General features: G+C 36.5%; 12 protein-coding genes. 4 read left to right on the forward strand and 8 right to left on the reverse strand.

Translation table 11 applies throughout. The annotated features are described in order from the left end of the window. Position 1: 1 nt before the first annotated feature. From DS745_RS17555 to DS745_RS17570, 4 genes are all read right to left on the reverse strand, one after another. On the reverse strand, positions 2-1,303 hold the full coding sequence (locus DS745_RS17555; protein WP_129079526.1) for a dihydrolipoamide acetyltransferase family protein: 1,302 nt from the start codon (positions 1,301-1,303) through the stop codon (positions 2-4). Positions 1,304-1,394: 91 nt separating this feature from the next. Further along, entirely contained in the window at positions 1,395-2,372 is a 978-nt protein-coding gene (locus DS745_RS17560; protein ID WP_129079527.1) for an alpha-ketoacid dehydrogenase subunit beta, read from the reverse strand. A gap of 3 nt (positions 2,373-2,375) precedes the next feature. Continuing rightward, positions 2,376-3,461, reverse strand: a complete 1,086-nt coding sequence (gene pdhA, locus DS745_RS17565) for a pyruvate dehydrogenase (acetyl-transferring) E1 component subunit alpha (protein ID WP_129080078.1) — start codon at positions 3,459-3,461, stop codon at positions 2,376-2,378. Positions 3,462-3,956: 495 nt separating this feature from the next. Continuing rightward, positions 3,957-4,610, reverse strand: coding sequence for a YkyA family protein (locus DS745_RS17570; protein WP_161568300.1), 654 nt, complete (start codon positions 4,608-4,610; stop codon positions 3,957-3,959). A 293-nt stretch (positions 4,611-4,903) separates the two neighbouring features. Between DS745_RS17570 and DS745_RS17575 the strand changes: the two genes are divergently transcribed. The 4 genes from DS745_RS17575 to rnjA all read left to right on the forward strand — a co-directional run bounded on the left by DS745_RS17575 (position 4,904) and on the right by rnjA (position 8,043). Continuing rightward, positions 4,904-5,050: a YjcZ family sporulation protein gene (locus DS745_RS17575; RefSeq protein ID WP_129079529.1), complete on the forward strand. Its 147-nt coding sequence runs from the start codon at positions 4,904-4,906 to the stop codon at positions 5,048-5,050. A 134-nt stretch (positions 5,051-5,184) separates the two neighbouring features. After that, positions 5,185-5,736, forward strand: coding sequence for a peptide deformylase (gene def / locus DS745_RS17580; RefSeq protein WP_129079530.1), 552 nt, complete (start codon positions 5,185-5,187; stop codon positions 5,734-5,736). Between the two features lie 426 nt (positions 5,737-6,162). Beyond that, on the forward strand, positions 6,163-6,372 hold the full coding sequence (locus DS745_RS17585; protein ID WP_129079531.1) for a DNA-dependent RNA polymerase subunit epsilon: 210 nt from the start codon (positions 6,163-6,165) through the stop codon (positions 6,370-6,372). Between the two features lie 3 nt (positions 6,373-6,375). Continuing rightward, positions 6,376-8,043: a ribonuclease J1 gene (gene rnjA, locus DS745_RS17590; protein ID WP_129079532.1), complete on the forward strand. Its 1,668-nt coding sequence runs from the start codon at positions 6,376-6,378 to the stop codon at positions 8,041-8,043. A gap of 45 nt (positions 8,044-8,088) precedes the next feature. On the opposite strand, the gene DS745_RS17595 is transcribed toward rnjA, so the two are convergent. From DS745_RS17595 to DS745_RS17610, 4 genes are all read right to left on the reverse strand, one after another. Further along, positions 8,089-8,754 carry a potassium channel family protein gene (locus DS745_RS17595; RefSeq protein WP_129079533.1) on the reverse strand — a complete coding sequence of 222 codons (666 nt, stop codon included), beginning with the start codon at positions 8,752-8,754 and terminating at the stop codon, positions 8,089-8,091. A 178-nt stretch (positions 8,755-8,932) separates the two neighbouring features. After that, a complete protein-coding gene (locus DS745_RS17600; protein WP_129079534.1) occupies positions 8,933-10,147 on the reverse strand; it encodes a peptidoglycan recognition protein family protein in 1,215 nt (404 codons plus the stop codon). A 153-nt stretch (positions 10,148-10,300) separates the two neighbouring features. Continuing rightward, entirely contained in the window at positions 10,301-10,750 is a 450-nt protein-coding gene (locus DS745_RS17605; RefSeq protein ID WP_129079535.1) for a redoxin domain-containing protein, read from the reverse strand. A gap of 272 nt (positions 10,751-11,022) precedes the next feature. Beyond that, the gene (locus tag DS745_RS17610; protein WP_129079536.1) at positions 11,023-11,568 is read right to left on the reverse strand and encodes a peroxiredoxin; all 546 of its coding nucleotides are present in this window, start codon (positions 11,566-11,568) and stop codon (positions 11,023-11,025) included. Positions 11,569-11,846: the final 278 nt, after the last annotated feature.

The following is an 11,846-nucleotide window of genomic DNA, read 5'->3' on the forward strand; positions in this document are numbered from 1 at the left end:
TCTACGCCTCCATGACTAGTAATTGTGGATCGTTCAGTAAGCGTTTAATATGATTCAACGCATTTTGTGCAGTTGCCCCATCAATTAGTCTGTGATCAAAACTTAATGACAGCGCAAGCACAGGTGCAACGACAATTTCACCATTTAATACTACAGGTTTTTCTGCAATCCGTCCAATTCCAAGAATAGCAACTTCTGGATGATTAATTACAGGCGTGAACCATTGCCCTCCAGCTGAACCGATGTTTGTAATTGTACAAGAACCACCCTTCATTTTATCAGGCGATAATTTACCTTCACGAGCACTTGTTGCTAGTTCATTGATTTCAGCTGAGATTTTAAAGATTGATTTGCGGTCTGCATCTTTTACCACAGGAACAAGTAAACCTTTCTCTGTGTCAGCTGCAATACCTATATTAAAGTAGTGCTTATAAACTACTTCTTCATTTACATCATCAATTGAAGCATTTAATGTTGGGTATTCTCTTAGAGCAGATGTTAGGGCCTTCACTACATAAGGTAAATATGTTAACTTAATCCCTTTTTGTGCTGCAACATCCTTGAACTTTTTACGGTGTAACACTAATTCAGTTACATCCACTTCATCCATTAATGTTACGTGTGGAGCCGTGTGCTTAGAATTTACCATCGCATTTGAAATGGCTCTACGGATACCACTCATCTTCTCGCGAGTTTCTAGCTCACCATGAACTGCTTCATATGGTTTCACTGCTTTTTTCTCTGCAGCCGAACGTCCCTGTGGAGCAGTTTGCGCTTCAGCTACAGGAGTAGAAGTTGCATCGACAGCTTCTGCTTTTGGTGCAGTCCCAAAGTTATCAATATCGCCTTTTAAGATACGACCATTTTCGCCTGAACCAAGAACTTTTCTAATATCAATACCTTTTTCTCTAGCGTACTTTCGTACAGAAGGCATCGCAATAATTCTTCTAGATTCATCTACTTCGCCTTGTGGGGCTTCAGCTACAACTTCTTCTTTCGCTTCTGGAGCCGGAGCCGCCGCTTCTTCCTCCTCGTGATGTCCGTGAGCTGATGCTGGGATCTCACCGTCATAATCTATTGTAACAAGTACATCTCCTACGACAGCAACAGTTCCTTCAGAGACTTTTAATTCTAAGATTTTGCCCTCTACTGGAGAAGGAATTTCTACAACTGCTTTATCATTTTGAACCTCAAGTAAAATATCGTCTTCCTTAACTTCGTCTCCTGGTTTTACAAACCATTTGACAATCTCACCTTCATGAATACCCTCACCGATATCAGGAAGTTTAAATTCAAACGCCACAAAAAACGCCTCCCTATCCTCTTTCATTTATGAAAAAATTAACTATATTGTTCAGACTGAAAAAGAAGCATTAGCTCCTTTTTTCTCTTTATTAGAAATTAATTACCTTCTTAGCTTTTTCGACAATCTCTTTATAACCAGGTAACCATACATCTTCAGCAGAAGCAAAAGGGAAGACCGTATCAGGAGCCGCAACACGAAGTACAGGAGCCTCTAAACTAAGGATTGCTCTTTCAGTGATCTCAGCTACAACATTTGCAGCAATACCAGCTTGGATTTGAGCTTCTTGAACAACAATTGCACGATTTGTTTTTTCTACAGATGCAATAATCGTATCAATGTCAAGTGGGCTAATTGTACGAAGATCAATAACCTCCGCATCGATTCCTTCTTTTGCTAATTCTTCGGCAGCTTTTAGTGATGAGTGAACCATTGCTCCATAAGTAATAATGGAAATATCTTTACCTTCACGTTTCACGTCCGCTTTTCCTAATTCAATTGTGTATTCTCCCTCAGGAACTTCACCACGGAATGAACGATAAAGCTTCATGTGCTCTAAAAAGATAACAGGGTCGTTGTCACGAATCGCCGAAATTAATAAACCTTTTGCATCATAAGGCGTTGCCGGAATTACTACTTTTACACCAGGCGTTTGCGCCATTAACCCTTCTAAACTGTCAGCATGCAACTCGGGGGTTTTTACTCCACCACCAAAAGGAGAGCGAATTGTTACCGGTGAATGATATTTCCCACCTGATCGATAACGCATACGAGCCATTTGAGCCGCAACTGAGTCAAAAACTTCAAATACGAATCCGAAGAATTGGATCTCCATAATTGGTCTAAAGCCAGTTAAACCTAAGCCAATTGCTAAACCACCAATTCCCGATTCCGCTAAAGGAGTGTCAAACACACGCTCTTCACCAAATTCGGCTTGTAGGCCTTCAGTCGCACGGAAAACCCCGCCGTTCTTCCCTACGTCTTCTCCGAAAAGCAGAATGCTTTCATCTTTCTTCATTTCCACTCGCATGGCATCGGTAATTGCTTGGATCATTGTCATTTGTGCCATAGTTTATTTCGTCTCCTTTGCTTTATATTCTTCCATTTGTTCTTGCAAGTTATTTGGAAGTGTTTCATACATAAAGCCAATTAAATCAGTCACTTTTTGCTTAGGTGCACCATCGGCCTTCTTAATAGCTACTTTAATATCTTCTTTCGCTTGCTCTACCACTTCGTTTTCTTGCGCTTCTGACCATAAGTTTTTCTTCTCTAAGAACTTACGGAAACGTACAAGTGGATCTTTCTTTTCCCATTCATCATCTAGATCAGCTGTACGATATCGAGTTGGATCGTCACCAGCCATCGTATGTGGACCATAACGGTACGTTAACGTTTCAATGAGTGTAGGTCCATCCCCTCGAAGTCCACGTTCACGTGCTTCATGAGTAGCAGCATAAACAGCTAACACATCCATTCCATCAACTTGAACACCGTGAATACCAGCGGCTACAGCTTTTTGTGCAATTGTCTTAGCAGCTGATTGTTTTTCAACTGGAGTAGAGATAGCAAAACGGTTGTTTTGTACAACAAAGATCGCTGGAGCTCCAAATGCACCTGCGAAGTTTAATCCTTCATAGAAATCTCCTTGAGATGCTCCACCGTCACCAGTATAAGTAATAGCTACAGTACCAGTGTTCTTGCGTTTTAATCCTACCGCTACACCTGCTGCTTGAATGATTTGTGCACCAATAATGATTTGTGGCATTAAAACGTTAACGCCTTCAGGCATTTGTCCGCCTTGGAAATGTCCACGTGACCATAAGAACGCCTGCTCTAACGTTACTCCATGGAATACAATTTGTGGAATATCGCGGTAACCTGGTAAAATCCAGTCATCTTTTTGTAATGCGTAATGAGAACCTAGCATCGATGCTTCTTGACCAGCAACAGGAGCGTAGAACCCTAATCTACCTTGACGATTTAATGAAATAGCTCGTTGATCCCAAATTCTTGTATAGACCATACGTTTCATTAGTTCTTGTAATTGTTCATCACTTAACTTCGGCATAGCCGCTTCATTAACTACCTCTCCCTCTTCATTTAAGATTTGAAAGGTTTCAAACTGACTTTCAACTTGCTCTAAAGTTTTACTCTTCATCATCAAACGTTCACCTCTTCCTTTCCTATCAAAAGAAATTATAATTACGGATTTACTCTAGTTTAGGTTGCCCATATTTCACTTCAATACAACAGCACTTTAGGAAAATATTTCAGTTATTTCCTTAGAAAAACTCCGAAAATATCTATGCACTTCAATAACTGTATTAATAATTTTATAAAAGTAATGGTACAACACTTTTTATCTGTGCTTAGTTTACATTAATTAAAAAATAATTGTCAACGGTTTAATCTTGATTATATAAGGTTTTTTTATAGAACTTTTGCTTTACTGGGTAATTTTTCTCTACCAACTGTTTCAGCAATACTTTCTTTACTGTATTAGATTTTTCAAGAAATCCCTATATACTAACATTTTTTCAGTCTTAATACACAGGTTATCTGTTATATTTACCAGTAAATGAATGAATTAGAAATTAAAATAAAAAAGAGGAAATTCTACAAAGAAACATCTTGTAGAATTTCCTCTTTTCATTTATTGGTAAACTACCTCTAACTCAGCTAGCTCATAAAAGCTTCTTTTTAGTTCGTTGTACTTTATCGTATAAGTATTAAATTGATCCTTAAGCTTATTAACTGCTTCATATGATGAATTAACCTTATCATGTTGTGCTTCTAATTCATCAATCGTTAAATCTTCTTTTTGAACCAATTGATACAATTCAATATCTAGATCAATTGCATTTCTATATTCATTGTATAGTTCAGTATAGGTCTTATATCGTTTTTCCATAACTGTTACTAATTCAGTTGCTGATCTACTTAATTCTTCGTTTTCAATGGTTTCAATAATTGGATGTACTTGTGTAAATTCACTATAAGCCTCTTCAATACTTGCTTTTTCTTTCTCAATCATTTCCTTTCTCGACAGAGCTATTTGCTCAGCCTGATTGGCTAACGTTTGAATTTCTTCTAGATTAGCTAGAGTAAGTATCTCATCATATAGTTCGTATTCTTCATTTTCAGCTTTGGAGAGTGGCTCTTGTTGTTCTTCAAAGGCAGCTTCTAAACTTACTGCTTTTTCTAAATGGTGATAAATATCTTCTGCAGGATTTACTTTAGTACAACCACTAATTAAAAATATTAAAATTAATAGTAAGGTTACACCAGTATTTTTTCTCTTAATCACAAAAATGCCCCCTTATTAACAAAACTTTTCCATTTAGGGTGTTTCTTACACACTATACTAATAATGACTAATTGACAACCATTTACTATCTTTTCTATATCTAATATATATTACTTTGGACATGTTTTAGTACAATTTTTTGCCATTTTAACTGGTTTATCCATGCCTTATCTATTTAACTAAGAAATATCCAAAAAAAATGGGTGAATATCCAAACAGGTACCTACCTTTTGCATAGCATAATATTGTATCACAACAAGAAGTGAATTAACTTTTGAGGGAGGAAATAAACTATGTACGGATATGGTTGTACTGACCCATGCGGATTTGGCTATGCAGCACCTGCTTACGCAGCGCCTGTTGCACCAAGAGGAACTGGCTTTGCGTTAATTGTTGTTCTATTCATTTTATTAATTATTGTGGGAGCTGCTTGGTTATAGTAGCATAATGTAACAATTTTTTTAGGAAACGAGAGGTCTACTTCTCGTTTCTTTCTTTCTTTACCCATAATTGTATAGTATAATCATGAAACATAATAGTACACATTCTAGAGATAGTAAGGGGTTGAAAGAATATGATAACAATGAAAGATGTAATAAAAGAGGGACATCCTACATTACGTAAAATCGCCGAAGAGGTCTCATTACCAGCGTCACAAGAAGATAAAGAAATATTGCAAAAGATGATGGAGTTCTTACATAACAGTCAAAATCCCGAAATAGCTGAAAAGTATAAATTAAGACCTGGTGTAGGCATTGCCGCTCCACAAATTAACGTTTCTAAACGAATGATTGCGGTTTTAACAACCGATCAAAATGATAATCTATATGAATATGCCTTATTTAATCCAAAGATCATTAGTCACTCAGTTGAATTGACACAACTAGAGAACGGTGAAGGCTGTCTATCAGTTGATCGTGATGTACCCGGACTCGTACCTCGATACTCAAGAATAACTGTACAGGCAACTACTCTCGAAGGAGAAGACATATCATTACGGTTAAGAGGGTTTCCGGCCATCGTTTTTCAACATGAAATTGATCACTTAAATGGTGTTATGTTTTACGACAGAATTGAAGAGGAAAAAGATCCTTTTAGTAAACCAGTTCCACAAGCTTTTCTTTAGGTCTTAGGAGATAGACTCTACTGTCTGTCTTCTTTTTTGTTTGTTTCTATATCAGATAATAGAAACGCTTATCATTTAATTTCCATTCATGAGTTCTCCGTTGTAACGCATACTAACTCTAAGAAACCTGTATGAGTTAAAGGGGGATTTTCATGTTTAAAAAGTGGCGCGAAAAATTATTAAAACGGTGTCGTGACCTTCTACCAAAGAACCGTCTTTTGGAAACCTAACTTAACTACAGCCATATTTTCTTGGCTAAATTTGTTATCTAAAGAAAAATCATGTATGATGCTTATTATCATTGTTTTATTGAAATTAACCTATATTGTTCATATATTGACATGAAACAAAAAGAAAAACATGAAAAAAAATCCAGTATCATTTATAATAATGAAAGATAAATTAACGATTTAAGGAGAGGTTCAAATGATTTATAAAGTATTGTTCCAAGAAAGAGTGACAGAAGTACCTGTTCGTGAAAAAACTAAATCAATATACGTTGAAGCAAGTTCTGAAATGGAAGTAAGAAAAAAATTAGCTTCAAGAGCTTATAATATTGAATTTGTACAACCAGTAGAAAATGAATTCCTAGAGTATGAAAAGCAGAATGAAAATTTTAAAGTGGAGATTATATAGATTATGAAGCAAGTTAAAAACAATCAAACAGCCGTTTTTGCCCTAGGTGGGTTAGGCGAAATTGGAAAAAACACATACGCAGTACAATTTCAAGATGAGATTATCCTCATTGATGCAGGAATAAAGTTTCCTGAAGATGAGTTACTTGGAATTGATTATGTCATTCCTGATTATACGTATATTGTTAAAAATGTAGATAAGATAAAAGGACTGTTTATTACACATGGTCACGAAGATCATATCGGTGGGATTCCTTACCTATTAAGACAAGTTAATATTCCAATCTATGGTGGAAAATTGGCACTAGGACTACTAAAAGGGAAGTTAGAAGAGCATGGACTGCTCAGAAAAACGAAACTAATAGAGATTAAAGAAGATGACATTATCAAATTTGAAAAAGTATCGGTAACTTTCTTTCGTACCACACATAGTATTCCTGACTCATACGGAATTGTGGTTAAGACACCTCCAGGTAACATCGTTCATACAGGGGATTTTAAATTCGATTTCACCCCAGTTGGAGAGCCTGCGAATCTAACAAAAATGGCACAAATTGGACAAGAAGGTGTACTTTGTCTCTTATCTGATAGTACGAATAGTGAAGTTCCAGGTTTCACTATGTCAGAAAGAAGAGTCGGGGAAAGCATTGATACTATTTTTCGTAAGGTAGATGGTCGAGTGATCTTCGCTACTTTCGCATCAAATATTCATCGCTTACAGCAGGTTGTCGAGTCGGCAGTAGCTAATAACCGTAAAGTAGCAGTATTTGGAAGAAGTATGGAGAATGCTATTACAATCGGTCAAGACTTGGGCTATATTAAGGCTCCGAAGGGAACTTTCGTTGATCCAAGCCAATTAAATAAACTCCCTGCAAACGAAGTAACAATTCTTTGTACAGGTAGCCAAGGAGAGCCTATGGCTGCACTATCTCGTATTGCTTTTGGAACTCATAGACAAATTCAGATTATTCCTGGTGACACAGTTGTATTTTCATCATCACCTATCCCAGGTAATACATTAAGTGTAAGTAAAACAATTAATCAACTGTATCGAGCTGGTGCTGAAGTCATCCACGGATCATTAAGTGATATTCATACTTCAGGGCATGGTGGTCAAGAAGAACAAAAATTAATGCTACGCTTAATGAAGCCTAAATATTTCTTCCCAATCCATGGTGAATACCGTATGTTAAAAATGCATGTTAAGCTTGCTATGGATTGTGATATTTCAGAAGAAAATTGCTTCGTCATGGATAACGGAGAAGTATTGGCACTTAGCCAAGAAGAGGCAGGAATTGTTGGTAAAGTACCATCTGGCTCTATCTATGTTGACGGAAACGGCATTGGAGATATTGGAAATATTGTATTAAGAGACCGACGTATTTTATCTGAAGAAGGTCTAGTCGTAGTGGTAGTAAGCTTAAATATGAAAGAATTTAAGGTTACTGCAGGGCCAGACATTATTTCAAGAGGGTTCGTTTATATGAGAGAATCTGGCGACTTAATAAATGATGCTCAAGCACTTCTTGCTAAGCATTTACAAGGCATTATGGATCGAAAAACATCACAGTGGTCCGAAATCAAGAATGAAATTACTGATGTTCTTGGGCCATTCCTTTATGAAAAAACGAAGCGAAAACCAATGATCTTACCAATTATTATGGAAGTATAAATTTGTTGAATCAAAGAAGAGCTTACATCATAAGCTCTTCTTTTTTTAATCTTTATCAAATAAGGCATCTTCTAGCTTATTTATATCAACTACAGCCCCAATGACAATTAATATATCACCGCTTAGAATTTTCTCTGTGCCGTATGGAGAAACGTTAATGTTACCGTCTCGCTTTATTGCCATTATATTTACCCCATATTTAGCACGGATGTTAAGCTCAATGAGCGATTTATTATTCATCTTTTCTCCAGCGATTAATTCAACAATACTATAATCCTTAGAAAGTTCTAGGTAATCTAATACATTTTTCGAGACGATATTGTGAGCAATCCGAACACCCATATCCCTTTCAGGATGTACAACTTTATGTGCTCCAATTTTATTTAATACTTTTTCATGGTAATCATTTTGAGCTTTTACCGTAATATGTTTGACTCCTAATTCATCTAAGATTAATGTTGTTAAAATACTAGCTTGAATATTTTCACCAATAGCGACGATTACATGATCAAAGTTACGAATTCCAAGGCTTCTTAAGGCATTCTCATCTGCACCATCAGCTACAACAGCATGAGTTACGATAGAAGAATAATTATTTACTTTGTCCTCATCAGTATCAATTGCAAGCACTTCCATTCCTTGCTCACTTAATGACTTACAAATACTTCCCCCAAATCTACCTAAACCAATTACTGCAAACTGTTTCTTCATATCTTAGCATTTCCCCCATCCATTAGAAAAGCCAAACTACCTCCCACACTCGTACGTGTTGCCCTCAATTGACTTTGTAAAGGGAGAGCTAGTTCATCGGGTATTTTACTATAATCATATCACAATATTAAAAAAATTTAAGCAATTTAATTTTAAATTTATTAGGGGCACAAATGATTTAAAATAACCGGTTCCAGGTTTGAGGTCCAACAATTCCATCAACTTGTAGTCGTTGTTGTCTTTGGAAATTACGAACGGCTCGCTCAGTTATGGGGCCAAAAACTCCATCTGCTGTCACATTCAGTGCTGTTTGAACATGTTTAACATCTTCTCCCCTCATCATTGGATCACGTAATGATAATAACCTACTATAAACTGGGCTTATCTGGGAAATTCCATCTAATGCAGCCCATGTTCGCGGCCCAACAATCCCATCTGCTACTAAATTATTTCTTCGTTGGAAATCCATTACTCTTCTTTCAGTATCAGGTCCGTAGGTACCATCTAAAATAGCCCCAACTTTCTCTTGCACTTCTCTAACATCTTCCCCTCGCATCATCGGCCTAATAAAGCGTAACATTCTTCGATTTTCCTCTAGAAATTGGCTCTCTCTTTCATCTGGCTCATCAGAAGGCGCCCCATGTTCTATAGGCTCAGAAGGAGGGCTATAGTTACTCATTGCAGTTCTCGTTTGTGGACCCACAACTCCATCAACATTTATCCGAGACGCCCTTTGAAATCTTTCTACTGCATCCGTAGTTAATGGTCCGAAAATCCCATCTACTGGGCCTGGATTGAATCCTAAATCTGCTAGCTGCTGTTGAACAGCTCGAACATCATTTCCACGGTCACCCAAGCTTAAGAGTGTTCTTTCTCTAGATTGGGTTGGAACGGAAATACTAGGCGGAGATACTGCTTCTCCTGTACTTAATGAGCGACGAAACTGCTCCATACTAATAGAAGGACATTGCTTCCATTCATAACCTGGGAACTCTATATGTCCCCAAACGTCGTCAACGGTTAGATTAAAATCAACAAGCAAGCTTCTTATCAACGCAATGGTCGCTTCTCTTTGGGCTGTTTCGAGAGTTTGAGTACGAAAATCTCCGACCATACAAATCCCAAGAGCTCTTGAATTACTATTTCCAACATGGTAACTAACCACTTCTGGATCATGACAAAGATCGATCGAACCATCTTTATTTACAACATAATGGTAAGCAATACCAGGCCACCCTAATTGGTTTACATGATATCTGGCAAACGCTTCTGCACTTCCTGATGTTGTTGCACTATGATGAATTGCTATATTTCTAATATCTGATCTAGACCTTCTTCGGTAAGATCGGCTACTATGCCTAGCTAAGCTATTTCTTTTATCATTAATATTCATAAAAAAAAATCACCTCAATCTATATATACAAATCTATACAGAAAGAGGTGACTCATTATTTTAGTGTATAATTTTTACTCATTGATTTTCATAATTCAATAGTATCGTAATGGCTCCATTAAGGTAATTATGAAATTCATTCAACTAGATAATTTATTCTTCCTTAATACCTAATACTCGATTTACACGCTTCGTTAGCATTTTCATTCCGCCCCCACCTGCCTGAAAATGCCGAAGCTGACCTTCACTATCAAAAACATAGTACGCAGGTACATATTTATTTTCGAACGCATCCGTTAACTTATGTTCATTGTCGATATAAATCGGTTGGCTGATTTCATGTTCTGTTGCAACCTTTTTAATTTCTTCAAGATCTAAATCTTTCTCCGAACGTGGCATATGAACAGCTACAACATTTAATTGATCCTTATATAGATCACGAAACTCATTAATATTTGGCATAGCGTCTTTACATAAATGACAGCTAATTGACCAAAAGTGAAACAAAGTTGGCTTATTGCCAACCAAATCTTCTCTTGTTACTTCACCATTTAACCATTCTGTTGCTCCAGAAAGTTCTGGCATTGGTGTTCTTAATTTCATACAAATCCTCCTCGAATTTTTAAAAGGCTCTTTTCGTAAACATGTTGCTTTTTACCCTAAAATAATTGGAAAAATACTCTAGATGAAGATATCAGCCAATAAATTATGTAAGAAAAGAGCAATACTTACTAAATTAGTTGTGAATTCTTAGTATTTTGTGTAAAAATCCGGCTTTTGGGATTTTTACGAAAGCAACAAACTTTGAGGAAAACAGCCTTTTAATAAAAAGGCCTAACTAATAGCTAGACCCTTTTCTAAAGTAAATTTATGAATTAAAGTGTTGCTTGACCTGGCTTCCAGTTAGCAGGGCATAATCCACCAGTTTGTAATGCTTGAAGAACTCGTAAAGTCTCATCAACATCACGACCAATGTTGTTGTGGTTAACAACTGAATACATTAACTCACCTTCTGGGCTAATGATGAATAAACCACGAAGAGCAATACCTTGATCTTCAATTAAAACACCATATTCCCTTGAGACAACATGGTTTGTATCAGCTGCTAAAGGATATTTTAATTCACCTAATCCGTTTGAGTCCCGGTCAGTGTTAATCCAAGCTAAGTGGGTATGAACTGTATCAGTTGAAACTCCAATTACCTCGGCATCTAAATCTTCGAACTCGTCGTAACGGTCACTTAAAGCAGTAATTTCTGTCGGACAAACAAATGTAAAATCCATAGGATAGAAGAAAAGGACAGTCCACTTGTCATTTTTCATATTTTCTTCAAGACTTACTTTTCCAAATTCTTTACTAGCCATTACCGCATCCATTTCAAATCTTGGTGCTTGTTTTCCTACCATTCTTTTGTCACTCATATGTATAACCTCCTAAAATATTCCCCTTTTCGGGTATGATATTCACATTCCATTACAGTCACTATTATAGAAAAGACTTTACAGCTTGGTCAACTAATTGTTAGTAAAATCATCCATTTATAACAATAACAATGGTATTATAACCCGAATCAGAGACGGATAACTAATCATTTAAATAAAACTTTTTCAAGTACTAGAAATTGTAACAAACTAGCCATATATTATTTTAAGTTTCTAACTAATTATGTTAAAATCTAGGTTATGTTTAGTGTACTATC

The sequence above is a fragment of the Anaerobacillus alkaliphilus genome, assembly GCF_004116265.1.
Classification (GTDB): domain Bacteria; phylum Bacillota; class Bacilli; order Bacillales; family Anaerobacillaceae; genus Anaerobacillus; species Anaerobacillus alkaliphilus.

What these genes read in the sequence shown, in the direction of transcription:
- rnjA (WP_129079532.1), top strand. Translation starts at nt 6,376, where the DNA reads ATGAAGCAAGTTAAAAACAATCAAACAGCCGTTTTTGCCCTAGGTGGG.
- DS745_RS17600 (WP_129079534.1), bottom strand. Translation starts at nt 10,147, where the DNA reads ATGAATATTAATGATAAAAGAAATAGCTTAGCTAGGCATAGTAGCCGA.
- def (WP_129079530.1), top strand. Translation starts at nt 5,185, where the DNA reads ATGATAACAATGAAAGATGTAATAAAAGAGGGACATCCTACATTACGT.
- DS745_RS17560 (WP_129079527.1), bottom strand. Translation starts at nt 2,372, where the DNA reads ATGGCACAAATGACAATGATCCAAGCAATTACCGATGCCATGCGAGTG.
- DS745_RS17575 (WP_129079529.1), top strand. Translation starts at nt 4,904, where the DNA reads ATGTACGGATATGGTTGTACTGACCCATGCGGATTTGGCTATGCAGCA.
- DS745_RS17585 (WP_129079531.1), top strand. Translation starts at nt 6,163, where the DNA reads ATGATTTATAAAGTATTGTTCCAAGAAAGAGTGACAGAAGTACCTGTT.
- DS745_RS17610 (WP_129079536.1), bottom strand. Translation starts at nt 11,568, where the DNA reads ATGAGTGACAAAAGAATGGTAGGAAAACAAGCACCAAGATTTGAAATG.
- pdhA (WP_129080078.1), bottom strand. Translation starts at nt 3,461, where the DNA reads ATGAAGAGTAAAACTTTAGAGCAAGTTGAAAGTCAGTTTGAAACCTTT.
- DS745_RS17595 (WP_129079533.1), bottom strand. Translation starts at nt 8,754, where the DNA reads ATGAAGAAACAGTTTGCAGTAATTGGTTTAGGTAGATTTGGGGGAAGT.
- DS745_RS17605 (WP_129079535.1), bottom strand. Translation starts at nt 10,750, where the DNA reads ATGAAATTAAGAACACCAATGCCAGAACTTTCTGGAGCAACAGAATGG.